20 protein-coding genes are annotated in these 25,743 nt (G+C 69.2%); 15 read left to right on the plus strand and 5 right to left on the minus strand.

Annotated features, from left to right (window positions below; translation table 11 throughout):
- Positions 1-4: 4 nt before the first annotated feature.
- The 7 genes from pilQ (at position 5) to ISN75_RS02930 (ending at position 9,452) form a co-directional block, all read left to right on the plus strand.
- Positions 5-2,257, plus strand: coding sequence for a type IV pilus secretin PilQ (pilQ, locus tag ISN75_RS02900; protein WP_167252561.1), 2,253 nt, complete (start codon positions 5-7; stop codon positions 2,255-2,257).
- Positions 2,258-2,459: 202 nt separating this feature from the next.
- Positions 2,460-3,455, plus strand: coding sequence for a MoxR family ATPase (locus ISN75_RS02905; RefSeq protein ID WP_343819445.1), 996 nt, complete (start codon positions 2,460-2,462; stop codon positions 3,453-3,455).
- Complete coding sequence (locus ISN75_RS02910) at positions 3,452-4,390, plus strand: DUF58 domain-containing protein (protein WP_167252559.1); 939 nt, start codon at positions 3,452-3,454, stop codon at positions 4,388-4,390. The genes ISN75_RS02905 and ISN75_RS02910 overlap by 4 nt, the downstream gene beginning before the upstream one ends.
- The gene (locus tag ISN75_RS02915; protein WP_168648013.1) at positions 4,387-4,914 is read left to right on the plus strand and encodes a DUF4381 domain-containing protein; all 528 of its coding nucleotides are present in this window, start codon (positions 4,387-4,389) and stop codon (positions 4,912-4,914) included. The genes ISN75_RS02910 and ISN75_RS02915 overlap by 4 nt, the downstream gene beginning before the upstream one ends.
- Positions 4,907-5,893 (plus strand): VWA domain-containing protein, encoded by a 987-nt coding sequence (locus ISN75_RS02920; protein ID WP_168648014.1) that lies wholly within the window; start codon positions 4,907-4,909, stop codon positions 5,891-5,893. The genes ISN75_RS02915 and ISN75_RS02920 overlap by 8 nt, the downstream gene beginning before the upstream one ends.
- A complete protein-coding gene (locus ISN75_RS02925; RefSeq protein ID WP_343819442.1) occupies positions 5,890-7,776 on the plus strand; it encodes a VWA domain-containing protein in 1,887 nt (628 codons plus the stop codon). Before ISN75_RS02920 ends, ISN75_RS02925 begins: the two co-directional genes overlap by 4 nt.
- Complete coding sequence (locus ISN75_RS02930) at positions 7,776-9,452, plus strand: BatD family protein (RefSeq protein ID WP_343819441.1); 1,677 nt, start codon at positions 7,776-7,778, stop codon at positions 9,450-9,452. Before ISN75_RS02925 ends, ISN75_RS02930 begins: the two co-directional genes overlap by 1 nt.
- On the opposite strand, the gene ISN75_RS02935 is transcribed toward ISN75_RS02930, so the two are convergent.
- On the minus strand, positions 9,439-9,960 hold the full coding sequence (locus tag ISN75_RS02935) for an O-acetyl-ADP-ribose deacetylase (RefSeq protein WP_343819439.1): 522 nt from the start codon (positions 9,958-9,960) through the stop codon (positions 9,439-9,441). The genes ISN75_RS02930 and ISN75_RS02935 overlap by 14 nt on opposite strands.
- A 115-nt stretch (positions 9,961-10,075) precedes the next feature.
- Here ISN75_RS02935 and ISN75_RS02940 point away from each other — a divergent pair, with 115 nt between their 5' ends.
- From ISN75_RS02940 to ISN75_RS02950, 3 genes are all read left to right on the plus strand, one after another.
- Positions 10,076-10,540 carry a MarR family winged helix-turn-helix transcriptional regulator gene (locus ISN75_RS02940; RefSeq protein ID WP_167252553.1) on the plus strand — a complete coding sequence of 155 codons (465 nt, stop codon included), beginning with the start codon at positions 10,076-10,078 and terminating at the stop codon, positions 10,538-10,540.
- A gap of 197 nt (positions 10,541-10,737) precedes the next feature.
- The gene (locus ISN75_RS02945) at positions 10,738-11,871 is read left to right on the plus strand and encodes an efflux RND transporter periplasmic adaptor subunit (protein WP_343819438.1); all 1,134 of its coding nucleotides are present in this window, start codon (positions 10,738-10,740) and stop codon (positions 11,869-11,871) included.
- Positions 11,872-11,875: 4 nt separating this feature from the next.
- Positions 11,876-14,956: an efflux RND transporter permease subunit gene (locus tag ISN75_RS02950; RefSeq protein ID WP_168648019.1), complete on the plus strand. Its 3,081-nt coding sequence runs from the start codon at positions 11,876-11,878 to the stop codon at positions 14,954-14,956.
- Between the two features lie 688 nt (positions 14,957-15,644).
- Here the strand turns inward: ISN75_RS02950 and ISN75_RS02955 are convergent.
- From ISN75_RS02955 to ISN75_RS02965, 3 genes are all read right to left on the minus strand, one after another.
- Complete coding sequence (locus ISN75_RS02955; RefSeq protein ID WP_343819437.1) at positions 15,645-17,087, minus strand: M20/M25/M40 family metallo-hydrolase; 1,443 nt, start codon at positions 17,085-17,087, stop codon at positions 15,645-15,647.
- 230 nt (positions 17,088-17,317) lie between these two features.
- Entirely contained in the window at positions 17,318-17,728 is a 411-nt protein-coding gene (gene mscL, locus ISN75_RS02960; RefSeq protein ID WP_167252549.1) for a large-conductance mechanosensitive channel protein MscL, read from the minus strand.
- Between the two features lie 102 nt (positions 17,729-17,830).
- Complete coding sequence (locus ISN75_RS02965) at positions 17,831-18,517, minus strand: fumarylacetoacetate hydrolase family protein (protein ID WP_167252548.1); 687 nt, start codon at positions 18,515-18,517, stop codon at positions 17,831-17,833.
- 268 nt (positions 18,518-18,785) lie between these two features.
- Here ISN75_RS02965 and ISN75_RS02970 point away from each other — a divergent pair, with 268 nt between their 5' ends.
- The 4 genes from ISN75_RS02970 to ISN75_RS02985 all read left to right on the plus strand — a co-directional run bounded on the left by ISN75_RS02970 (position 18,786) and on the right by ISN75_RS02985 (position 23,299).
- Positions 18,786-20,027 (plus strand): efflux RND transporter periplasmic adaptor subunit, encoded by a 1,242-nt coding sequence (locus ISN75_RS02970; RefSeq protein ID WP_168648022.1) that lies wholly within the window; start codon positions 18,786-18,788, stop codon positions 20,025-20,027.
- Positions 20,028-20,092: 65 nt separating this feature from the next.
- Positions 20,093-20,779, plus strand: a complete 687-nt coding sequence (locus ISN75_RS02975; RefSeq protein ID WP_167252754.1) for an ABC transporter ATP-binding protein — start codon at positions 20,093-20,095, stop codon at positions 20,777-20,779.
- A 12-nt stretch (positions 20,780-20,791) separates the two neighbouring features.
- Entirely contained in the window at positions 20,792-21,955 is a 1,164-nt protein-coding gene (locus tag ISN75_RS02980) for an ABC transporter permease (RefSeq protein WP_343819436.1), read from the plus strand.
- 12 nt (positions 21,956-21,967) lie between these two features.
- Entirely contained in the window at positions 21,968-23,299 is a 1,332-nt protein-coding gene (locus ISN75_RS02985; RefSeq protein ID WP_168648024.1) for an ABC transporter permease, read from the plus strand.
- Positions 23,300-23,347: 48 nt separating this feature from the next.
- Here the strand turns inward: ISN75_RS02985 and ISN75_RS02990 are convergent, their stop codons facing one another.
- Positions 23,348-24,772, minus strand: coding sequence for an MFS transporter (locus ISN75_RS02990; RefSeq protein ID WP_343819435.1), 1,425 nt, complete (start codon positions 24,770-24,772; stop codon positions 23,348-23,350).
- 91 nt (positions 24,773-24,863) lie between these two features.
- Between ISN75_RS02990 and ISN75_RS02995 the strand changes: the two genes are divergently transcribed.
- Entirely contained in the window at positions 24,864-25,742 is an 879-nt protein-coding gene (locus ISN75_RS02995) for a LysR family transcriptional regulator (protein WP_343819434.1), read from the plus strand.
- The last annotated feature ends 1 nt before the right edge of the window (position 25,743 follow it).

A 25,743-nucleotide genomic window follows, 5' to 3' on the forward strand; every position in this document is an offset into this window, starting at 1 on the left:
TGTCATGCGCCATGCGAGTCGTCGCTTGTTCACCGCACTGCTGATCGCAGGCGCCGCGTGGTCGGGAATCGCGGCTGCCGCGACCAACACCTTGCGCGAGATCAGCTACGACACCCTGCCGGGCGGCAAGATCGAGCTGCACCTGAACTTCGCCCAGGGCCCCGTGCCCGAGCCGAAGATCTTCACCACCGGCAATCCGCCGCGCATCGCGATCGACCTGCCCGACACCGAGAACTCGGCCGCGCGCCATCTCGACATCGGCAAGGGCTCGACCATGGGCGTCTCGGCGATCGCCGCCGGCGGCCGCACCCGCGTGGTGGTCGAGCTGATCCGCGACTCGTCCTACCGCTCGCGCGTCGAAGGCAACAGCCTGGTGTTCACCGTCAACAACGGCACCGACGCGCAGACCACCACCACGGCGTCCACCATCGACCCGTCCAAGGCGCTGCCGTCCTCGGCCGCCGGTCCCGCGGTGTCGAACATCGACTTCCGCCGCGGTCCGAACGGCGAAGGCCGCGTGCTGATCAACTTCAGCGGCGCCGGCGCCAATGCGGACATGAAGCGCGAAGGCGACAAGGTGGTGGTCAACCTCGACCACGTGAACCTGCCCGCCAACCTCGCCCAGCGCCTGGACGTGCTCGACTTCGCCACGCCGGTGCAGTCGGTCACCACCAAGGCCGGCACGCGCGGCGGCGCCCGCATGGAAATCGCCATCAAGGGCAACGTGGACACCTCGGCCTACCAGACCGGCGACCAGTACGTGGTCGAGGTCGCGCCGAAGAAGGTGGCCCCGGGCACCGGTCCGGACGGCAAGCCGCTGCGCGGCCAGGAGCCGACCTACAGCGGCAATCGCGTCACCTTCAACTTCCAGGACATCCCGGTCCGCTCGGTGCTGCAGCTGATCGCCGACATGTCCGGCCAGAACCTGGTGGCCTCCGACACCGTCGGCGGCGCGATCACCCTGCGCCTGGTCAACGTGCCGTGGGACCAGGCACTGGACGTGGTGCTGCGCGCCAAGGGCCTGGACAAGCGCCGTAACGGCAACGTGATCTGGATCGCTCCGCAGGAAGAACTGGCCAAGTACGAGCAGAGCGTGGCCGAGGCCCGCCTGAAGGCCGAGGACACCGCCGAGCTGGTCACCGACTACGTGCCGATCAGCTACGGCAAGGCGCAGGACATCGCCAAGCTGCTGACCCAGGGCAGCATGACCGGTACCGGCGGCAGCGGTGGCGGCAATGGCGGCGGCCGCGGCTTCCTGTCCTCGCGCGGCAGCGTCTCCTTCGACGAGCGCACCAACACCCTGCTGATCAACGACAACCCGCAGAAGATCCGCGAGCTGCGCGAACTGATCTCGGTGCTCGACCGTCCGGTGCAGCAGGTGCTGATCGAGTCGCGCATTGTGGTGGCCACCGACACCTTCACCCGCGAGCTCGGCGTGAAGTGGGGTGTGCAGGCCACGCACACCACCGACAGCGGCAACGTGATCTCGACCAGCCCGAGCGGCGACAACGCTTCCGGACTGGGCATCAACACCAGCAACGTCCGCAATCAGTACGCCTACGATCTGCAGAACTGGATCAACGGCGGCCGCGTCGGCAATCCGCCGAAGCCGGGCACCATCACCTACCAGACCGGCGGCAACAACGGCTACAACGTCAATCTTCCGGTGTCCAACCCGGCCGGCCAGCTGGGCCTGGCGATCCTGGGCCGCAACTACCTGGTCGACCTGGAACTGTCGGCCGCCCAGACCGAAGGCCGCGGCGAAGTGATCTCCAGCCCGCGCGTCATCACCGCCAACCAGCAGGAAGCGGTGATCCGCCAGGGCCAGGAAATCGGCTACGTCACCTACCAGAACAGCGGCGGCACCGCCGGCGGCACCGCGCCGACCGCGTCCGTGCAGTTCAAGGACGCCGTGCTGGAGCTGAAGGTCACCCCGACCATCACCGCCGACAACCGCGTCTACCTCGCCATCAACGTGAAGAAGGATGCGCTGGCGCAGTTCGTCGATACGCCGAACGGCAAGGTGCCGCAGATCGACACCCGCGAGATCAACACCTCCGTGCTGGTGGACAACGGCCAGACCGTAGTGCTCGGCGGCATCTACGAGATCACCAAGCAGAACACCATCACCAAGGTGCCTGGCCTCGGCGACATCCCCGGCCTCGGCGCGCTGTTCCGCAAGACCTCGCGCCAGAACGACAAGGCCGAGCTGCTGATCTTCGTCACCCCGCGCATCCTGAGCGACAGCCTGCGCTGAGCGGAGCAGACGATCGAACGAAGAAGGGCGGCCACCGGCCGCCCTTTCTTTTTGCGCCGGCCGCTGGTCGCCTTTTTCTTCGTGCGGAGCGTCGGGCATCGCCCTTGCTGTGCCATCAGTCGCGCCCCCGCGCCGGTTGCGCCTCGCTAAACTTCCGGAACCTGCCGCTGTCTGTAGGCGGATCAAGCCGGATGGAAACCCGATGGATATGCCCGAGAGTCAAGCGTCGTCGCGGCTGCAGCAGGCCTTCACGCGTCTGCGCGAAGAACTGCAGCAGAGCATCGTCGGCCAGCCGCATCTGATCGACTGCCTGCTCGTCGCGTTGCTCGCCGACGGCCACCTGCTGGTGGAAGGCGCGCCGGGCCTGGCCAAGACCACCGCGGTGAAGGCGCTGGCCGGGCGCATCGAGGCGGATTTCCACCGCGTGCAGTTCACCCCGGACCTGCTGCCGGCCGATCTCACCGGCACCGACATCTTCCGTCCGCAGTCGGGCAGCTTCGAATTCGAACGCGGCCCGCTGTTCCACAACATCGTGCTGGCGGACGAGATCAACCGCGCGCCGGCCAAGGTCCAGTCCGCCCTGCTCGAAGCCATGGCCGAGCGCCAGATCACCATCGGCCGCAGCACCTGGCGGCTGCCCGAGCTGTTCATGGTGATGGCCACGCAGAATCCGATCGAACAGGAAGGCACCTTCGCGCTGCCGGAAGCGCAGCTCGATCGCTTCGTGATGCACGTGACCATCGGTTATCCGGATGCCGCCGCGGAACTGGCCATCCTGCGCCTGGCGCGCGAACAGGCGCGGCGCAGCCTGCATCCGCAGCCGGAGCCGCCGCCCACCTTGAGCCAGTCCGACGTGTTCGCCGCGCGCGAAGCGGTGCTGGCGGTGCATATGGCGCCGGCGCTGGAGTCGTATATCGCGCAGCTGGTGCTGGCCAGCCGCGATGCCGGCGCCTACGGCCCGCAGCTGAAGCGCTGGATCGCCTGGGGCGGCAGCCCGCGCGCCACCATCGCGCTGGACCGCTGCGCCCGCGCGCAGGCCTGGCTGGCCGGCCGCGACTACGTGCTGCCGGAAGATGTGCACGCGCTGGCCCACGACGTGCTGCGCCATCGCATCCTGCTCAGCTACGAGGCCGAAGCCGAAGGCATCCGCAGCGACCAGGTGGTGACGCGCCTGCTGGAGCTCGTGCCCCTGCCGTGAGCGCCGTGCTGCCACCCGCCGCGGACGGCGACGGACGCGCCAGCGTCGCGCTTGCCGAACTGCTCGCCCTGCGTGCCCGCGCGGCGCGCAAGCCGCTGTCGCCGCGCCGCAGCCGCGCCACGCCGTCCGGCCCGCAGGCCAGCCGCGTGCATGGCCGCGGCATGGACTACGCCGAATCGCGCGCCTACCAGCCCGGCGACGACATCCGCCGGCTCGACTGGCGCCTCACCGCGCGCAGCGGAAAGCTGCACACCAAGCTGTTCCAGGAAGAACGCGAAGGCCGCCTGCTGGTGCTGCTGGATACGCACGGCAGCATGCGCTTCGGTACCCGCGCCCGCTTCAAGTCGGTGCAGGCGGCACGCGCCGCGGCGCTGGCCGGATGGCTGGCCGCGCGTGCCGGCGAGCGCGTCGGCGCGCTGGCTTTCGGCGAACGCCGGCATCTGCTGCGTCCGCAGGGCAGCACGCGCGGCGCGCTCGCGCTGTGCGGTGCGCTGGCGGCGTGGGATGCGGAACGCAGCACCGCCGCCGCGGCAGAGCCGCTGTCCGAAGCGCTGATGCGCGCCGGCCGCCTGATGCACGGCGCCAGCCGCGTGCTGCTGATCAGCGACGGCCTCAGCGCCGACGAAGCCGCGAAGGGCCGATTGATCGACCTCGCCCGCCATACCGACGTGTCCGTGCTGATCGTCGGCGATGCGCTGGAACTGGCCTCCGCGCCGCCCGGCCGCTATCCGCTGGAACACGGCGGCCTGCGCCGCGAAGTGGTGCTGTTCGGCGATCGCCAGCGCCGCGATTTCCAGCAGGCGCTCGGCGCCGGGCAGATGAAGCTGGCCGCGCTGGCGCGCTCGCTCGGCTTGCCGCACCGCGTGATCGACACCGTCGCCGATCCGCTCGATCCCGTCGCCGCGCTGCTGGCCGGCGCCAAGGCCGGCGCATGATGCCCGCCGCCACGCCGCCGCCGGATGGCCCGGTCCTGCGCGATATCCATCTGCCGCCGGATCCTTCGTGGTGGCCGCCCGCACCCGGCTGGTGGATGCTCGCCGCGCTGCTCCTGATCGCCGGCGCGCTGGCCTGGTGGCTGCTGCGCCGGCGCCGCCTGCAGCGCGAGCGCATCGCCGCCGCGCTCGCCGGCATCGACGCGCTCGAACGCGCGCATGCGCAACAGCCGCAGCGCCTTGCCGCCGAATTGCATCAGCTGCTGCGGCGCGCGGCGCGCGCCTACGATCCGGCGGCCACGCATCATCGCGGCGACGCATGGCGCCGCTGCCTCGCACGGATTCCCGTCGATGCAACAACGCTGGATCGCCTCATCGCACTCGAAGACGCCATGTTCCGCCCGTCCACGCGCAGCACGGACATCGCCGACATCGCCGCTGCCACGCGCCGCTGGCTTGCACTTGCGCTGCAGCCGCGCCGGACGAAACGGCTGACCGCCGCCGCGCAAGGGGCCAGCCGTGCTTGAATTCGCCTGGCCCTGGATCGCCCTGCTGCTGCCGCTGCCCTGGCTGCTGTGGCGCTGGCTGCGCCCGGCCGCGCCGGGGCAGGCGCTGCATCTGCCGCATCCGCAGTTGCGCCTGGCGGTGGTCGCGCAGAACGCGCGCGAGGGCGGCCGCATGTGGTGGCTGGTGCTGGCCTGGATCTGCCTGGTCGCCGCCGCCGCGCGGCCGCAGTGGGTGGGTCCGCCGCAGGCGCAGCAGCGCAGCGGGCGCGCCATGATGCTGGCGGTCGACCTGTCCGGCAGCATGCGCCTGGAAGACATGAAGCTCGCCGGCCAGGCGGTCAGCCGCTTCGGCGCGGTCGAAGCGATCGCCACCGACTTCATCGCGCGCCGCAGCGGCGACGAAATGGGCCTGATCCTGTTCGGCACGCGCGCCTTCCTGGTCACGCCGATCACCTACGACCTCGGCGCGGTCAGCGCGCAGCTGCAGGGTTCCACCGTCGGCCTGGCCGGCACCGAGACGGCGATCGGCGATGCGGTCGCGGTGGCGGTGAAGCGCCTGTCCGCGCTGCCGGAACAGGCGCGCGTGCTGGTGCTGCTCACCGACGGCGTCAACAACGCCGGCAGCATCGCGCCGCTGGATGCGGCGCGCGCCGCCAAGGCCGCCGGCGTGCGCGTGTACACCATCGGCATCGGCGCCACCGAAATGCGCGTGCCGGATTTCTTCGGTTCGCGCGTAGTGAATCCTTCCGCCGACCTGGACGAAGGCATGCTGCGGACCATGGCGTCGCAGACCGGCGGCCGCTATTTCCGCGCCACCGACACCAGCGAACTGGCCGCGGCGTACCACACCATCGACACGCTCGAACCGATGCCGCAGCACGGCCCGGAACTGCGCCCGCGGCATGAGCTGTTCGACCGCCCGCTGCTCGCCGGCATGGTCTGCTTCGTGTTCGCCATCGTGCTCACCCGGCGCCGCAGCGGCGCCAGGGCGGCCGCATGATGGCCGCCTTGCACGACTTCCACTTCCTGCATCCGTGGTGGCTGCTCGGCCTGCTGCTGGCGCCGCTGGCCTATGCGCTGGCCGCGCGCGGCGGACAGGAGCGGCGCGAGCTGGCGCGGCTGGTCGATCCGGAGCTGCTGCCGCACGTGCTGTACGGGCAGGGCGGCCACAGCCGCTGGCCGGCGGCCTTGCTGGCCTCCGGCGCGGTGCTGGGCTTTCTGGCGCTGGCCGGCCCGGCCTGGGACCGCGTGGCCTCGCCGCTGTACGCCAGCCGCGCGGCGCAGGTGGTGGCGGTGTCGCTGTCGCGGCACATGCTGGCCAAGGACGTCGCGCCCAGCCGCATCGACCGCGCGCGCTACAAGGCACGCGACCTGCTGGCGGCGAACCGCGGCGGCCTCAACGGGCTGGTCGCCTATGCCGGCGAATCCTTCAGCGTGGCGCCGCTCACCTCCGACGCCAACGCGCTCGACGACCTGCTCGACTCGCTCGCCCCCGACACCATGCCCACCGACGGCAACGACGCCGCCTCGGCGATCGAGCGCGCCGCCGGCATGATCCGCGCGGCCAAGGCCGGCAGCGGCCGCATCGTGCTGATTACCGACACCGCCGACACGGCTGCGCAGGAAGCCGCGCGCAAGGTGCGCAACGAGGGCATCAGCGTGTCCGTGCTGGGCGTCGGCACGCCGCAGGGCAGTCCGGTGCCCGACGGCGACGGCGGCCTGCTGCGCGACGCGCACGGCGAAGTCGTGGTGACGCGCCGCGACGACGATGCGCTGCGCGCGCTGGCCGCCGCCGGCAACGGCCGCTACGTGCCGATGAGCGACGACAACCGCGACATCGCCGCGCTCAAGCCGGGCGACACCGGCACCCAGGCCATCGTGCGCGCCGACGGCGAGCACGGCGACGAATGGCAGGACCGCGGCCCCTGGCTGCTGCTGCCGCTGCTGGCGGTGCTCGCGCTGGCGTTCCGCCGCGGCTGGCTGCTGCTGGTGCCGCTGGTGGCATTGCCGCTGCTGCCGTCCACCGCGCAGGCCGGCAGCTGGAGCGATCTGTGGCGCCGGCCGGATCAACAAGCTGCCGCCGCGCTGCGCCAGGGCGATGCGAAACGCGCGCAGGAAATGGCGCGCGATCCCTCGCTGCGCGCCGCCGCGGCCTACCGCAACGGCGATTACGCGGGTGCCGCGGCCGCGTGGCAGGACAAGGCCGGCGCCGATCCGGCCTACAACCTCGGCAACGCGCTGGCCAAACAGGGCCGCTACAAGGAAGCCATCGAGGCCTACGACCGCGCGCTGAAAGCCGATCCCGCGCATGCTGACGCCAAGGCCAACCGCGACGCCGTCGAAGAATGGCTGCGCAAGCATCCGCCGCAGGACCAGCCCGGGCAGGACGACAAGCAGAAGAAGAAAGGCGACGGCAAGGGCAGCGACAAGGACCAGGCCGGCAAGGGCGACGACCGTCCCGACGAAAAGAAGGAAGGCGAGCAGAAGCCCGGCCAGAACGAATCGAAAGACGGCGGCGGCTCCGATTCCAAGCGCGACGCCTCCGGCCAGGCCAAGCAGGACGGCAACGCGGCCGAGAAGCCCGGCCAGGGCGAAGCCAAGCCGCCCTCGGCGCAGGAACAGGCCGAACAGAAAGCGCGCGCCGAAGAAGCCCGCAAGGCGCTGAGCGCGCAGATGGACCAGGCGCTGCGCGAAGGCAAGCAAGGCCAGCGCGAAGGCACCCACGAACTCGGCGCGATGTCGCCGGACGACCCGCAGGCCAAGCTGCCCGCCGACGTGCGCCGCGCGCTGCAGCGCGTACCCGACGACCCTGGCGCACTGCTGCGCCGCAAGTTCGAACTGGAATACCGGCAGCGCCATGGCGGCGCCGGGGAGGAAGATTGATGGCTTCGTCGCGCCTGCGCTGGTGGCTGTGCCTGCTGCTGTGCTGCCTGCCCTGGCTGGCTTCCGCGGCCGACGTGCGCGCGGTGCTCGACCGCGGCAGCGTGCAGCTCGGCGAAACCGTCACCTTGAATCTGAAGGTCTCCGGCGGTTCGGTCGGCACGCCGGATCTGTCCGTGCTCGACAATGATTTCGAGGTGCTGGGCACCTCGAGCAATTCCAGCCTCAGCATCGTCAACGGCAAGCGCACTTCGGAATTCACCTACGGCATCGCGCTGCGGCCCAAGCATGTCGGCCGCCTGACCATTCCTGCGATCGCGCTTGCCGGCGGCAGCACCGAGCCGGTGCAGCTGGAAGTGACGGCGCCCGATCAGCAGGCCGCCGCGGCCGCGGGCAAGGACGTCTTCGTCGAAGCGGTGGCCGAGCCGCGCAATGCCTATGTCGGCCAGCAGATGTCCTTCGTGGTGCGGCTGTTTTTCGCCGCCAGCCTCAGCAATGGCGCGATGGACGAGCCGCAGGCCGACGGCGCGGAGCTGAGCAAGCTCGGCGACGACAGCAACTACCAGGCCGAGCGCGGCGGCCGCCGCTACAACGTGATCGAGCGCCGCTACGCGCTGATCCCGCAGCATGCGGGGCATATCCAGGTCGGCCCGGTCTCGTTCCAGGGCGAGCTGATCGACATGGCCGACCCCAACAGTTTCTTCGGCAGCACGCGCGCGATGTCGGCCGCATCCGCGCCGGTATCGATCGACGTGCGCGCCGTGCCCGCCGCCGCGGGCAAGACCGCCTGGCTGCCCGCGCGCGCACTGTCGCTGGCGATGGAAGCGCCGCCGGAAGCTACCCAGCTACGCGCCGGCCAGCCGCTCAATCTCACCATGACGGTGCAGGCCACCGGCCTGCCGTACGAATCGCTGCCCGCGCTGAGCCTGCCGCGGATCGACGGCGCCACGGTGTATCCGGACAAGCCGGTCAACGGCACGCGCGTCGATGGCGCCTGGTTGTCCGGGCGGCGCCAGCAGTCGTTCGCGGTGGTGCCGGGCAAGCCGGGCGAGCTGGTGATTCCGGCCACCACGCTGACCTGGTGGAATACGCAGACCGACAAGGCCGAGGTCGCGACCATTCCCGAGCATCGCTACACCGTGCTGCCGGCGGTGGGCGCACCTGCCACGGCGGCGTCGGCCGCGGCACCGGAAGCGACGGAAGCGCCGGTCGCTGTTACTACGTCGGCAGACGCCACGCCGTGGCGCTGGATCGCCCTGGGCAGCATCGGACTGTGGCTGCTCACCTTGCTCGGCTGGTGGGCGCTGCGCCGCGCCACGCCGGCGCAGCGCAAGCCCGCGGCGGAAGCCCCGGCCAGCGACCGCCAGCGCCGTGCCGCCTTCCTCGCCGCCGCGCGCGGCAACGACGCGGCGGCCCAGGCACACAGCCTGCTTGCGTGGGCGCAGGCCGAGCGTCCTGGCCTGGTGAATCTCGGCGCGCTCGCCGCGGCGCTCGCTTCGGCGCCGCAGCGCGAAGCCATCGCCACCCTGCAGAAGCGCCTGTATGCGACCGACGGCGCCGCGCCTTCCGGCGAGGCGCTTGCTGCGGCCTTCCGCGACGGCTTCCAGTGGCATGCCGCGGCGCCGCCGCCGGCCGATCCTTCCGGCCTGCCGCCGCTTTATCCGTTCAAGCTGGACTGAGCGCGGCGCGCCACACCGCGGCCATACGTGCGTCGAAGCAGCACAGCAGGACACGCAGGTCGCCGTGCTCGCGCAGGTCGTCGCGCAGCGCGGCGATCGCCACCGCCGCGGCCTGTTCCGGCGGATAGCCGTAGACGCCGCAGCTGATGGCGGGAAACGCGATGCCGGCGATGCCGCGCGAGCGCGCCAGGCGCAGGCTTTCCCGATAGCAGCTTGCCAGCAGCGCAGGTTCGCCCGCGCGGCCGCCGCGCCATACCGGCCCCACCGTGTGGATCACATAGCGCGCGGGCAGGGCGAAGCCCGAAGTGATGCGCGCCATGCCGGTAGGGCAGCGCACGCCGGGCGAGACCTGCGGCAGCGCGCGGCAGGCTTCCAGCAGGGCGGGGCCGGCGGCGCGGTGGATGGCGCCGTCCACGCCGCCGCCGCCGAGCAGGCCGGGGTTGGCCGCGTTGACGATGGCATCTACATCGAGCTGGGTGATATCGGCGATGATGATTTCGATGGCCATGGCGATAAACGCTATAACGAAAGCCGCTATGTCGTGATCGGCGTGGTTTCGCAGGTTTTTGCGCCGTATGCTTGCCGCCGGGGCGCCCCGGAGGGGCGGAGGGTTCGGGAAACACATGAAGACTGAAGACATCTCGTTCGGCTATCTGCTCAACGACGTCACCTTGCTGTTCCGCAAGCATTTCGACCGGCGCGCGGTGAAATTCGGGTTGACGCGCGCGCAGTGGCGCGCGACCAAGGTGCTGTACCACCGCGAAGGCCTGCGCCAGACCGAGCTGGCGGAATTCCTGGAAATGGAGCCGATCGCCGTGGGCCGCGTGATCGACCGCCTGCAGGCGGCCGGTTTCGTCGAGCGCCGCGCCGATCCGCGCGACCGCCGCGCCTGGCGCCTCTACGTGACCGAGCAGGCGCGCGGGGTAATCGCGGACATGGAGCTGATCGGACGCGGCCTGCGCAAGGACGCTACCAAGGGCATCGAACTGCACGAGATGCAGCAGGCCATGGACGTGCTCAACCGCATTAAGGACAACCTGCAGGCGCTGGACCAGCCCGGCGACTCGGAAGATCCTGCGACCGGCTAACCTTACGCCATGCTTACGATGGTCGTGCCAGTGCCATTGGTCCTTGTGAGACTTTAGGAATTCTCCCGGCATAGTACGGGTCTTTTGGGCGTGCACGGTTGCCGCCATTCCGAAGTCCCGGCGAAGGATCGCGGGTCAGCATGCGTCGCGATCCTGGGAGGGAGCGCGGCGCCGGCCGAACAAGTCCGAGAGTTCCCATGCCCTGGAAGAAACTGCTCCTTATCGTGCTGGCGGTAGCGCTGCTTGGCGTCGCCATGCTCGTGTTCCGCGGCCGCCAAGAAACCACGCCTGCGCTGGGCAAGGGCGGCGGCGCGCAGGCCGGCGAAGTGCCGGTGCAGGTGGCCACCGCCACGCACGGCGACGTCGACCTCAGCCTGAAGCTGGTCGGCCGCGCCGAAGCCTTTTCCACCGTGACCTTGCGCTCGCGCGTTTCCGGCCAGCTGCAGACCCTGGCCTTCAAGCCCGGCGCGCAGGTGAAGCGGGGCGAGCTGCTGATCCAGATCGATCCCAGCCTGCTCAAGGCGCAGCTCGACCAGGCGCGTGGCACCGTGGCCAAGGACCAGGCCCAATGGGTGAAGGCGCAGGCCGACCAGCAGCGCTACACCGACATGCTGGCCAAGGGCTTCGTGTCCAAGGCCGACTACGACACTTACCAGGCCAACCTCGGCGTGGCCAAGGCCACCTTGCAGAGCGACCTGGCCCTGCAGGAAACCGCGCAGACCCAGCTCGACTACGCGCGCATCGTGGCGCCGTTCGACGGCGTGATCGGCTCGCCGCTGGTATGGCCCGGCGCGCAGATCACCGCCGACAGCACCGACATCGTGGTGCTCAACCAGATCGAACCGATGCGCATCGCCTTCAGCATTCCCGAGGAAAGCCTCGCCGCGCTACGCGCCGCTCAGGCGCGCGGGCAGGTCGCCGTGCAGGCGGCGATTCCCGGCGACAAGGGCCAGCCGCTGGCCGGCACGCTGGAATTCATCGACAACGCGGTGGATGCCACCACCGGCACCATCGTGGTGAAGGGCCGCTTCGAGAACACCGACCACCGCCTCACCGCCGGCCAGTTCGTGCAGGTGACCCTGCCGACCACGCGTATCGCCAATGCTGTGAGCGTGCCGGTGGAAGCGCTGCAGAGTTCGGCCAAGGGCAGCTTCGTGTTCGTGCTGGGCCACGACGGCAAGGTGCAGCAGCGCTACATCACGCCGGGGCCGACCGCCGGCCAGCGGCTGGTGGTCGACAAGGGCCTGGATGCCGGCGAGCAGGTGGTGACCGAGGGCCAGATGCTGCTGGTCGACGGTGCCCGCGCCAAGGTCAAGGCGGGAGGCGGCTGACGCCATGAGCCTGCCCGAGCTGTGCATCCGCCGACCGGTGATGACCACGCTGCTGATGGCGGCGCTGCTGGTGTTCGGCATCGCGGCGTATCCGCGGCTGGCGGTGAACGAGTTGCCGAATGTCGACTTTCCCACCATCAGCATCAGCGCCAGCCTGCCGGGCGCCTCGCCGGAGACCATGGCCTCCGCGGTGGCCACGCCGCTGGAGTCCCAGCTGTCGACCATTGCCGGCATCAGCTCGATGAGTTCGACCAGCGCGCTGGGTTCCACCAGCATCACGCTGACCTTCGAGCTGGACCGCAATATCGACGGCGCCGCGCAGGACGTGCAGTCCGCCATCTCCGCCGCGCTGCGCCAGCTGCCGAAGGAAATGACCACGCCGCCCACCTTCCGCAAGGTGAATCCGGCCGACGCGCCGATCCTGTTCCTCACCATGACCTCGTCCACCTTGCCCCTGTCGCAGGTGGACGAATACGCCGAGACCGAACTGGCGCAGCGCCTGTCGATGGTCGACGGCGTGGCGCAGGTGAACGTGTACGGCTCGCAGAAATATGCCGTGCGCGTGAGCGTGGATCCGGCGCGGCTGGTCGGCACGGGCGTAGGCATCGACCAGGTGCAGGCGGCGATCGCCGCGGCCAACGTCAACCAGGCCACCGGCTCGCTGTACGGCACCCGCCAGCAGCTGCCGATCCGCAGCGAAGGCCAGCTGATGCGCGCCGACGCCTACAACGACGTGGTGGTGGCCTACCGCAACGGCGCGCCGGTGCGCATCCGCGACCTGGGCCGAGCTTTCGACAGCGTGCAGAACGACCTGGCGGCGAGCTGGTACAACGGCGAGCGCGCCATCGTGCTGGCGATCCAGCGCCAGCCCGGCGCCAACACCGTGGAAACGGTGGACCGCATCAAGGCGCTGCTGCCGGGCTTTACCGCCGGCCTGCCGCCGTCGGTGAAGCTCAACACGCTGTACGACCGCTCGCTGTCGATCCGCGCCTCGGTGGACGACGTGCAGTTCACCCTGGTGCTGGCCGGCGTGCTGGTGGTGCTGGTGATCTACCTGTTCCTGGGCAATCTCTCCGCCACGCTGATTCCGGCCATCGCGCTGCCGATCTCGGTGATCGGCACCTTCGGCGTGATGTACGGGCTGGGCTACAGCCTGGACAACCTGTCCCTGCTGGCGCTCACGCTCGCGGTCGGCTTCGTGGTGGACGACGCCATCGTGATGCTGGAAAACATCGTGCGCCACATGGAAGCCGGCCTGTCGCCGTACGAGGCCTCGCTCAAGGGTGCCGGCGAGATCGGCTTCACCATCTTCTCGATGACGCTGTCCCTCATTGCCGTGTTCATCCCGGTGATGTTCATGGGCGGCATCGTGGGGCGTTTGTTCCACGAGTTCGCGGTGACCATCAGCGTGTCGATCCTGATCTCCGGCGTGGTGGCGATCACGCTGACGCCGATGCTGTGCAGCCGCTTCATCCGCGCGCACGACCACGAGAACAAGAACTGGCTGATCGCCGGCTTCGACCGCGGCTTCAACGCCGTGCAGCGCGGCTATGCCGGCAGCCTGCGCTGGTGCATGGAGCGTCCGCTGCTGGTGCTGGCCGGCTTCGCGCTGAGCCTGGCGGCCACCGCGCTGCTGTTCTACGTGACGCCGAAGGACTTCATCCCCGCCGGCGACACCGGCCAGCTGCGCGTCACCACTGAAGGCCCGCAGGACGTGTCGTTCGACAGCATGGTGGCGCGCCAGCAGAAGCTGGCGGAGATCGTGGCTGACGATCCGAACATCGCCGGCTACATGTCCAGCGTCGGCGCGGGCGGCCCGCGCAGCACGGTGAACAACGGTTCGCTGCTGTTGCTGCTGAAGCCCGCGCACGACCGCGAGCTGGGACCGGACGGCATCATCCAGGAGCTGCGCAAGAAGTTCGCGCAGGTGCCGGGCATCCGCACCTATATCCAGAACCCGCCGTCGATCCAGGTCGGCGGCCGCCAGTCCAAGGCGCAGTATCAGTACACGCTGCAGTCGATCGACCTGCCGCTGCTGTACGACTGGAGCGGGCGCATCACCCAGGCCTTCACCCAGCTGGAAGGTTTCCAGGACGTCACCAACGACCTCGATCTCAACAGCCCGTCGATCATGGTCGACGTCAACCGCGACAAGCTCGCCACCCTCGGCCTGACCATGGCCCAGGTGCAGTCGGCGCTGGGTTCCGCCTTCGGCCAGAACCAGATCTCCACCATCTACGGCGCGGCGACGCAGTACTGGGTGATCCTGCAGGTGTCGCGCACGCTGCAGAACGATCCGGACGTGCTGTCGCGCCTGTACGTCACCTCCGCCAGCGGCACCCTGGTGCCGCTGGACACGGTGGCCACGTTCCGCCGCCAGCCGCAGGTGCTCACGGTGAACCACCAGGGCCAGCTGCCGGCGGTGACGGTGTCGTTCAACCTGGCGCCCGGCGTGAGCCTGAGCCAGGCGGTGCAGCGCATCGATGCATCGATGGACAAGATCGGCCTGCCCGCCACCATCAGCGGCAGCGTGCAGGGCACCGCGCAGGCGTTCCAGGATTCGATGCAGGGCATGGGCCTGCTGCTGTTGCTGGCAGTGTTCGTGATCTACCTGGTGCTGGGCATTCTGTACGAGAGCTTCATCCATCCGCTGACGATCCTGTCCGGCCTGCCGGCCGCGGCGGTGGGCGCGCTGCTGACGCTGGTGATCTTCAACGCCTCGCTGGACCTGTTCGCCTTCGTCGGCATCGTGATGCTGATCGGCATCGTGAAGAAGAACGCGATCATGATGATCGACTTCGCGCTGGAGCGTCAGCGCGACGAAGGCATGGCGCCCGCGCATGCCATCTACGAAGCCTGCAAGGTGCGTTTCCGCCCGATCATGATGACCACGATGGCGGCGTTCGCCGGCACCTTGCCGATCGCGCTGGGCATCGGCGCGGGCGCGGAAACGCGCCGGCCGCTGGGCCTGGCGGTGGTGGGCGGCCTGGCGGTGTCGCAGGTGCTGACCTTGTATCTGACGCCGGTGATTTACCTCTATCTGGACCGGGTGCAGGCGCGGTTTTCTGCGAAGCCTGCGGCTTAGCTCGTCATCCCGGCGTAGGCCGGGATCCAGTGGCGATTGCGCTTGGTTGTCGCGTTGGCGCGTGGTGGTCTCGCCGTTGGCGAGTGTTTCGCCCCGCTGCCGCGAGGCGAGTTACTTCTTCTTTGCGTGCACAAAGAAGAAGTAACCAAGAAGAAAGTGCACCCTGCTTGGCGCCCTCAGCAGCAAGCTGCTGAGGGTCCGTGAGGGCTGGCCGGGCTTTTTGACAGGGCATCCATGCCCTGATCAAAAAGGCGAGGACTCCTGTCCTCGCCCCCCTGCGGGGGCCTTTTCGTCCAGCCCTCACCGCCGGCGCCAAGGGGACCCTGAAGATCAAAAGCAAAAGCGCGCAAGCGGAACGCCGCGGCTGCGCCGCGTGCTCTTCGCTGGATTTTCGCGCCGCCCTGCATCCCCCTCTCCCCTCCGGGGAGAGGGCCGGGGTGAGGGGTCGGCCGGAGCGATGCGCGGAGGGCCGCTGTAAGTTCAACAGCTCTTACTCGCTCCGTGGAAGCATTACCGCGAGCACCCGCCCCTCATCTGCCTGCCGGCATCTTCCTCGCTCCTCAAAGCCGCGCACATCCCTGTGCGCTCCCCGCGTGCTTTTCGCAGGGGAGAAGAGTTCGATAGCTCCGCTCCTCAATAAAAAAAAGCGGCCTTGCGGCCGCTTTCTTTTATGTCATGAAGCAAACGTTCAATCCCGCGCCCCATCATTCTTGAACGCCCCCGGCGCCGAACCGAAATCCCCCTCCGCCTGCGCCGCCATGTACGAGAACGCCGCATACACCGCCACGTTCTGCGCCAGTTCGCGCGGGTCGATCTTGTCCAGCGTGTCGTTGGCGGTGTGGTGGTAGTCGAAGTAGTCGGTGCCGTCCTGGGTCAGGGTGAGCGCAGCCATGCCCTTGGCGTGCATCTGCGACAGGTCGGAACCGCCGCCGCCCGGATGCTCCTTGTCGTAGGCCACGCCGACCGGCTCGATCACCTTGGCGATCTGCTCGATGGCGCCGCGCGCCGACGGCTTCACGCTGGCGGTCATGCGCCAGATCTTGCGCGCGCCGAAATCGGACTCGGTGCCGAGCTGGTGCTTGCCCACTTCCGCGGCATGCTTGTCGGCATAGGCGCGGCCGCCGAACAGGCCCATTTCCTCGTTGGCGAAGGCGATCACGCGGATGGTGCGGTCGGGACGCTGCGGCAGGCTCAGGATCATCTTGCCCGCGGCCATGGCGATCGCCACGCCGGCGCCGTCGTCGATCGCGCCGGTGCCCGGATCCCAGGAATCCAGATGGCCGCCGATCGGCACGATCTGGTCGGGGTACTTCTTGCCGGTGATCTCGCCGATCACGTTGGCGCCGGTGTAGGTGCCGGTGATGCCGCAGTCCAGGTCCAGCTTGATGCTCACCGGCTTGCCGGAGGCCAGCACGCGGTCGAGCTGGTCGGCATCCGGCAGCGACAGCGCGGCGGCGGGGATGGCTTCCTTCGGATCGCGGAAGCCGGTGACGCCGGTGTGCGGCGTGCGGCTGTGCTCGTCGGTGCCGGCCGAGCGCAGCAGGAAAGCGGCGGCGCCCATCTTGGAGGCGATCACCGGGCCGCCGGTGCGCACGGCCGAGCCGATGCCGTAGTCGTGGCCGTCCTTGTGGCGCTGCATCCTGGCGTCGACGAAGACGATCTTGCCCTTGACGCTGGCCGGGTCGGCCTTCTTCAGCGCGTCGAGGCTGTCGAACTTCACCACCTCGGCGGTGAGGCCGCCCTTGGGCGTGCCGGCCGAATAGCCCAGCGCGATCACGGTCAGCGGCTGCGGGTAGGGGCCGACGATGGCGGCGTGCTCGCTGCGGCGTTCCCACAGCGGGTAGGTGACGGTCTCGGTATAGACCTTGTCGTAGCCCAGTTCCTTGAACTTGGCGATGGCCCATTCGCGGCCGCGCTGGTCGTTCGGGCCGCCGGCGATGCGCGGGCCGACTTCGGTGGTGAGCGATTCGACGATCTTGTAGCCGGTGTCGTCCGCCATGGCCTTGTCGCGCAGCTGTTCGGCCGTCTTTACGGCGGACTGCGGAATAGTGGTGGCCTTGTCGGCGGCGCTGGCGGCGCCCGCGGCGAAGGCGAGGCTGGCGGCGAGCAGGGTGAGAGGCAGGCGGCGCATCGGGGACTCCTCGGTGTAAACCCCGATTATGGCGCCGGTCGGTGCTGCCGCTTAGGCCAGAAGTCACGGTTGGGGCGGGAATAGGGAGTGGCGAATCGGGAATCGGAAGAACAGCGCTCCCGATGTCCCGATTCGCCCTGTTTACCCGAGCAAAAAACGCCCACGGTCGCGGCGCCCTGCTCCTCCGATTCCCGATTCCCGACTCTCTATTCCCGCTGAAGAAGCAGCAGCTACTGCTGCTTCTTGAGCAAGTCGCGGATCTCGGTCAGCAGGGTCTCGGTCGGCGGCGGCGGGGCCGGCGCGGCTTCCTCGCGGCGGGTGAGGCGGTTGATCGCCTTGACCACCAGGAAGATGGCGAACGCGATGATCACGAACTGGATCACCACGTTGAAGAAGGCGCCGTACTGGATCGCAACCTCGGCGACCTTGTGTTTGGGATCGCTGTCGTCGCCGGGCTTGAGCACCCACTTCATGGCGGAGAAATCGACGCCGCCGGTGAGCAGGCCGATCGGCGGCATGATGATCTGGTCGACCAGCGAGGTGACGATCTTGCCGAACGCGGCGCCGATCACCACGCCGACCGCCAGGTCGACGACGTTGCCACGCATGGCGAAGTCCTTGAACTCTTTCATCATGCCCATTGCTGCTCTCCCTCTTCAGTGGATGTTGTTGCCCCCTGCGATGGGCGGCCGGCCCGACGCATTCCGCGCGCCAGCTTGCCGCCGCCGATGTTGCGATGCCGTTTACGCGATGCGGCCGTCCAAGGTGGCGACGCCTTCCAGCGCCGCATGGAAACTGTCGCCGCGCTGCAGCGCGGCGACGCCGGCCGGCGTGCCGGTAAAGATCAGGTCGCCGGCTTTCAATTCGAACAGGGTCGACAGGATGGCGATGATGCCGGCCACGTCGTGCACCATCTCGCCCAGCGTGCTGTGCTGGCGCACCGCGCCGTTGACGCTGAGGCTCAGGCCCGTCGCCGCCGACAGCTGCGCTTCGGCCGCCGGGCGCAGCGCCGACACCGGCGCCGAATGGTCGAAGCCCTTGGCCACGTCCCAGGGATGGCTCTTGGCCTTGGCCAGCGCCTGCAGGTCGCGGCGGGTCAGGTCCAGGCCCACGCCATAGCCCCAGATCAGGGCAGCGGCGCGTTCGGCCGGAATATTTTTTCCGCCCGCGCCCAGCGCCACCACCATCTCCACTTCGTGGTGCAGGTCCTGGGTGGCCTGCGGGTAGGGCACGTCGGCGCCGTCGGTGACGATGGCGTCGGCGGGCTTGCAGAAGAACAGCGGCGCATCCTTCTCCACCACCGCGCCCATCTCGCGGGCGTGGTCGGCGTAGTTGCGGCCGATGCAGAACACGCGGCGCACGGGGAAACGCAGGTCGCTGCCGTACACCGGCAGGCTGGGCTGGAGCGGGGCGGGGATGGCGTAGGTCATGCGCGGAAGGGTAGCAGCTAGGCGGGGCGGCCCGGCAGGGATACGTGCCGTGTCAGCTATCGCCCGCGCGCGCAGAGCGCTATACCCCTGTCGATTTCGCGCGGCGCCGTTCGACGTAAGGGAAGCAGCAGTCATCGCCAGGGCTTGTTCGGCCCGGATGACAGCTGTCATTGCCATCGGCTGATGAGGCGTTCTGCAAAGCCATGCGGGCTTGCTTCATCGTGCCGGCCATCGGTAGCCGGTGGGAACCGGCTTTTGGGGAGCGGGTGTGAAGAACGCGGAACTGCTGAAGGAATTGCGCATCGAGCGCCACGAGCGCGAGGACCATGGGCACGGTCCCGGGCGCTGGCCATGGATTGCGGGCGGCGTGCTGGTGGTGGTGCTGGCGGCCGGTGCCGGCGGCTGGATGCTGTGGGGCCACCCGGCCCTGGAAGTGAAGACCGCCGCCGCCGTCGCGCCCAGCGCCGCGGCCGGCCCCGGTGCGGTGCTGCAGGCTACCGGCTATATCACCGCGCGCCGCCAGGCCACGGTGTCGGCGCAGATCACCGGCACGCTGACCGAGGTGCTGATCGAGGAAGGCGACCGCGTGCAGAAGGACCAGGTGCTGGCGCGCCTGGACGACAACGCCTACCGCGCCGCGCTCGACGCCGCCGAAGCCAACGCGCGCGCCACCGAGGCGCAGGTGCTGCAGCTGCAGGCCCAGCTCGACCAGGCCAACCGCGACGCGGTGCGCGCGCATACGCTGGCGACGAGCGGCCTGGTGCCCAAGCAGCAGGACGAGCAGGCGCGCACCCTGGTCAACACCACCGCTGCCCAGCTCAATGCGCAGCGCAAGCTGGCGGCGGCCGCGCAGGCGCAGGCCAAGCAGGCGCAGGTGAACTTCGACTACACCGTGGTGCGCGCGCCGTTCACTGGCGTGATCACGGTGAAGGCGGCCCAGGTCGGCGAAATCATTTCGCCGCTGTCGGCCGGCGGCGGTTTCACCCGCACCGGCGTGGGCACCATCGTCGACATGGATTCGCTGGAAATCGACGTCGACGTCAACGAGGCCTATATCGGCCGCGTGCAGGCGGCGATGCCGGCCGAGGCCGTGCTCGACGCCTACCCGGACTGGAAGATCCCCGCCCACGTGATCGCCATCGTGCCCGCCGCCGACCGCGGCAAGGCCACGGTGAAGGTGCGCGTGGCGCTGGACCAGAAGGACCCGCGCATCGTGCCGGACATGGGTGTGCGCGTCTCGTTCCTGGAGAAGGCCGCGCCGAAGCAGGCCGCCGAGCCGCCCAAGGGCGTGCTGGTGCCGGCCGGCGCCATCGCGCAGCGCGACGGTCACGACGCCGTGTTCGTGGTCAGCGGCGACACCGCCCACGAGCGCGCGGTGCAGCCGGCGCCGCAGGCCTACGGCGAGATGCGCCTGCTGCCGGCCGGCGTGCAGGCCGGCGACACGGTGGTGGTCTCGCCGCCGGAAGCACTGAAAGACGGCATGCGCGTAAAGAGCGCGGCCAATCCTTGAGCGCGGCCGGTGCCGCGCAAGATCACGACGAAAGCCAACGCAGTTTCGGGAGAACAGGCATGAGCATGGGCACGCTGATCGAAGTCCGCGATCTTTCCAAGGTGTACGAGCGCGGCAAGCAGAAAGTGGAAGTGCTGCACCACATCAACCTCAATATCGCCGAGGGCGACTTCCTCGCGCTGATGGGGCCGTCGGGTTCGGGCAAGACCACCTTGCTCAACCTGATCGGCGGCCTGGATTCGCCGACCGGCGGCAGCATCAGCGTGGGCGGCCAGCGCATCGACCAGCTCGGCGCCGGCGCGCTGGCCAAGTGGCGCGCGGCCAACGTCGGCTTCGTGTTCCAGTTCTACAACCTGATGCCGATGCTCACCGCGCAGCGCAACGTGGAACTGCCGCTGCTGCTGACCAGGCTGTCGGCCGCGCAGCGCCGCAAGAACGCCGCCATCGCGCTGCAGCTGGTGGGCCTGGACGAGCGCTCCACGCACAAGCCGAGCGAGCTTTCCGGCGGCCAGCAGCAGCGCGTGGCGATCGCGCGCGCGATCGTGTCCGATCCCACGCTGCTGGTCTGCGACGAGCCGACCGGCGACCTGGACCGCCAGTCCGCCGAGGACGTGCTCGGCCTGCTGCGCACGCTCAACCGCGAGCACGGCAAGACCATCGTGATGGTCACCCACGATCCCAAGGCGGCCGATTACGCCAACCACACGCTGCACCTCGACAAGGGCACCCTGGTCGAGCAGGCGCTGGCCTGAGGGGATGCCGCGATGAAATATCTTCATCTGATCTGGGCGGCGCTGTTCCGTCGCAAGACCCGCACCATCCTCACCCTGGTCTCGATCGTCACCGCGTTCCTGCTGTTCGGCATGCTCGACGCGGTGCGCACCTCGTTCGATCAGGCCGGCCAGAGCGCGAACGGCGCGCAGCGCCTGCAGACCGGCTCGCGCCTGTCCTTCATCCAGACCTTGCCTTCGGGCCTCAACGGCCAGATCGTGCAGGTGCCGGGGGTGAAGTCGGTGGCATTCGCCAACTGGTTCGGCGGCGCCTATCAGGACCCGCACAACCAGGTCTTCAGCTTCGCGGTGAGCGACAACTACCTGGACCAGTTCCCGGAAATCGAAGCCAGCCCCGAGGCGCGCAAGGCGTTCCAGAACACGCGCACCGGCATCCTGGTGGGCGAGAAGCTGGCGCAGCGCTTCGGCTGGAAAGTGGGCGACAAGATCCCGCTGCAGTCGACCATCTTTCCGCTGCATGACGGCAGCAAGAACTGGAGCTTCGACATCGTCGGCACGCTCAAGGCCAAGGAAGCCAGCGCGGGCTGGTACGACCAGACCGTGCTGATGCACTGGAAGTACTTCGACGAAGGCACCGCGTACAACCGCGGCATGGTCGGCTGGTATGTGAGCCGCATCAGCGACGTCAACCAGGCCGACCGCGTGGCCAAGGCGATCGATGCGATCTCCGCCAACTCCGACCATGAGACGCGCACGCAGACCGAACAGGCTGCGGCCGCGGCGTGGATGAAGCAGCTTGCCGATATCGGCCTGATCGTCGGGGCGATCATGGGCGCGGTGTTCTTCACCCTGCTGCTGCTGTCGGGCAACACCATGATGCAGGCGGTGCGCGAGCGCACTTCGGAACTGGCGGTGCTCAAGACCATCGGCTTCACCAGCCCCTCGGTGCTGATGATGGTGCTGGCCGAGTCGGTGCTGCTGCTGCTGATCGGCGGCGTGATCGGGCTGGGCCTGGCCTCGCTGCTGATTCCGATCGTGGCCAAGGGCAGCGGCGGCATGCTCAACCTGCCCGGCGTGACCGGCGGCAGCTGGATGCTCGGCCTGGGGATCATGGTGCTGATCGGATTGCTGGTGGGTGCGCTGCCGGCCGTCCGCGCGATGCGCCTGAACATTGTCGATGCGCTGGCTGGACGCTGAGGAGCCGACGCCATGTCCAAATCCAAGAATTTCCTGTTCGGCTTCGGCCTCTTCGTGCTGGTGATCGTGTGCCTGGCGGTGTGGATCAAGCTGCCGCCGCTCATGGTCGGCGTGCTGGTGCTGGCCTTCGCGCTCTGGCTGGGCCTGACCCGCCGCGGCAGGCAGGCCGCCTCGGTGACCGGCGTGGGCATCAGCACCTTGAAGTCGCGGCTCGGTTCCTCCGCGGTGGTGGTGATCGGCATTGCCGGCGTGGTCGGTGTGCTGGTCGCGCTGCTGGCGATGGGCGAAGGCTACGCCGAGACGCTGCGCAAGACCGGCAGCGCCGATACCGCCATCGTGATGCGCGGCGGTTCGGCCAGCGAAGTGATGTCGGTGCTCGACCGCGACAGCGTGGTGGTGATTCCGCAGACCGCGGGCATCGCGCGCAATGCCAAGGGCGAGCCGATCGCGTCGTCCGAAATCGTGGTCGCCGCCAACCTGCCGGTGAAGGGCGGCAAGGGCGCCGACGACGAGGGCAGCGTGCAGTTGCGCGGCATCGACCAGCAAGGCTGGGAGCTGCGGCCCAACCTCAAGATCGTCGCCGGCCGCAAGTTCAATCCCGGCATGCGCGAGCTGGTGGTGGGCAAGGGTGCGCAGCGCCAGTTCGCCGGCCTGGAGCCGGGCCACGAGATCAAGCTGGGCAGCCAGCAATGGACCGTGGTCGGTGTGTTCGCCAGCGACGACGCGCTGGAATCGGAAGTGTGGGGCGATGCCTCGGTGGTGTCCGATACCTACCGCCGCGGCTCCAGCCGCGCCTCGGTGATCGTGAAGCTGGCCGACCCGAACGGCTTCAAGGCGTTCGAGTCCACCCTGGCCGCCGACCCGCGCCTGAAGGTCGATACCAGCACCACGCTGGACTACTTCAACAAGCAGTCCGAGGGCACCAGCAAGGTGATCCGCATCATCGGCATCACGGTGGGCCTGATCATGGCGATCGGCGCGATCTTCGGCGCGCTCAACACCATGTTCGCGGCGGTGGCTTCGCGTGCCCGCGAAATCGCCACGCTGCGCGCGATCGGCTTCCGCGGCCTGCCGGTGGTGGTGGCGATCATGCTGGAGACCATGCTGCTGGCCTTGCTCGGCGGCGTGCTCGGCGGCGCGCTGGCGTGGCTGATCTTCAACGGCTATACCGCCTCGACCTTGGCGCAGGGCTCGGTGGGGCAGCTCACCTTCGAGTTCCACGTCTCGCCGGCACTGCTGTGGACCGGCGTGAAGTGGGCGCTGGCGATCGGCTTCGTGGGCGGCCTGTTCCCGGCGGTGCGCGCGGCGCGGCTGCCGGTGACGACGGCCTTGCGCGAGCTGTGATGCGCCGAATCGAAGTTGGAGAAAAAGGGCCGCATCGCGGCCCTTTTTTTATGCCTCCGGCGCCACCTGCACGCTGGCATTCGCCACGCCGTGGCGGCCGAGCAGGCTGGCCAGCAGCGCGATGACGGCGAGCGCGACGACGTTGCAGCCCAGGCCGGTGGTGAAGGCGTGCGCGTACGCCGACGGGTCGCGCGCCGCGCCCAGCGTGCTGTAGAACACGCCGCCGATGACCGCCACGCCGAGCGCGGCGCTGATCTGCAGCGCGGTGATCACCATGCCGGAGGCGAGGCCGGCGTGGCGCGCATCGACGCTGCCGAGCACGGCGCGCATCAGCGACGGGAACGCGAAGCCGAAGCCGATGCCGGAGACGATCAGGCCCGTCTGCATGGCGGAGGCATTCCTGATGCCGGCGATGATCAGCGCGAAGCCAACCGCCTGCACCGCGAGCGACAGCGGCAGCGTGGCGCGTCCCAATCGGTGCATCACGGGCGCGGCAGTGACCGAGGCGAACAGATAGCCGAGCGTGAACGGCAGCGTCGCCAGGCCCGTATGCAAGGCATCGCGGCCCAGGCCGCCTTGCAGATAGGCCGCATAAGTGAACATGAAAGCCGAGGTCAGATAGAAACCCAGGGTAACGACGATGCCGAGCATGAATTCGCCATGCCGCAGCAGGCTCACGTCGACCAGCGGCGCGCCGCCGTGGCGCGCCAGCTTCGCCTCGAAGCGCAGGAACAGCGCGAACAGCAGCAGCGAGGCGCCGAGCATGGCCCAGGTCCATGACGGCCAGCCCTGCTCGCGGCCTTCCACCAGCGGATAGACCAGCGCGGCGAGCGCCATGGAGAGCAGGGCCATGCCGCCGGGATCGAGCTTCTTCGCCTGCGCCTCGCGCGATTCGCGCAGCCAGCGCAGGCCGCCGGCAAACGCGGCGATGCCCACCGGCAGATTCACCAGGAAGATCCACTGCCAGCTCATGCCCCACCAGCCGGCCGCGATCAGCACGCCGCCGAGCACCTGGCCGAGCGTGGCCGCCAGGCCGAACGTCGCCGCATACAGCGCCAGCGCACGCGGCTGCTCGGCGCTGGGGAACATCACGCGGATAGAGGCGAGCACCTGGGGCGCCAGCGCGGCCGCGGCCAGCCCCTGCAGCAGGCGGCCGGCCAGCAGCGCATCCGCCGACCAGGCCAGGCCGCACAGCAGGGAGGCCAGCACGAAGCCGGCGATGCCGAGGAGAAACAGCCGGCGGCGGCCGAACAGGTCGCCCAGGCGGCCGCCGGTGATCAGGCAGACGGCGTAGATCGCCGCATAGGCAGAGATCACGAACTGCGTCTGGGCGGCGCTGGCGTGCAGTGCGCCGCGGATCGAGGGCAGGGCCACGTTGACGATGAAGAAATCCAGCGGCGGCAGGAAGGCGCCGGTCAGCAGCACGGGCAAGGCCAACCAGCGGCGCGGGTCGCCCGCGTCGGTCGGGGTCATGGCGGTCTCCTCGGTGGGGAAGGAGGTGGGAATGGCGTGCAGCGTAGTACCGGCTTAAGATAAGAAAAACTGATCGAAGGATATTTCAATCATGACGATCGAAAATGGTTCATTGATCCGGCCGCTGGATCTCGATGCGGTGCAGGCCTTCGTGCTGGTGGCGGATCTGAGCAGCTTCACCCGTGCGGCCGAGGCGCTGGATACCACCCAGTCGGCGGTCAGCCTGAAGCTCAAGCGGCTGGAGGAACGGCTGGGGCGGCGGCTGCTGGAGCGCACGCCGCGGCGCGTGCGGCTGTCGCAGGAAGGCGCGGCGTTTCTCGATGCCGCCCGCGACTTGCTGGAAGCCCATGAGCGCGCGCTGCATGGGCGCACGGAAGCGCGGCTCAGCCTGCGCGTCGGCATCAGCGATCAATCGGCCGGCACCGAGCTGCCGCAGCTGCTGGCGAAGATCGGCGCTTACGACCGCTCGCTGCGCATCGAGGTACGCATCGGTTCCTCGGTCAGCGTGATGGCCGCCTATGACAACGGCGAACTCGACGCGGCCATCGTCTGCAGCGCCGACGGGCGTCCGGGCGGCAAGCTGCTCTTCAGCGAGCCGTATGCCTGGTACGCGCTGCCGGACTGGAAGCAGCCGGCGGGCGAGCCGCTGCGTCTTGCCGCACTCGCGGCGCCTTGCGCGGTGCGCGCGATGGCCTTGAAGGCGCTGGACGATGCGGACGTGGCGTGGACCGAGGTGTTCGTCGGTGGCGGCTTGCCTGCGGTTGTGGCGGCTGCGTGCGCGGGATTGGCGGTGGCGCCGTTGCCAAGGCGCGTATGTCCGCCTTCGATCGTCGATGTGGGCGAGCCGCTGGGTTTGCCGCGCTTGGCGCTGACGCGCATCGTGCTGCACCAGCGCGCCGCCGACCCGCGCACGCGCGAGGCGGTGCGCATTCTTGCCGCGGCCCTCAAATCCAGCGTCAACGCAGCCTGAT

The organism is Dyella marensis (assembly GCF_049532885.1).
GTDB classification, from domain to species: domain Bacteria; phylum Pseudomonadota; class Gammaproteobacteria; order Xanthomonadales; family Rhodanobacteraceae; genus Dyella_D; species Dyella_D marensis.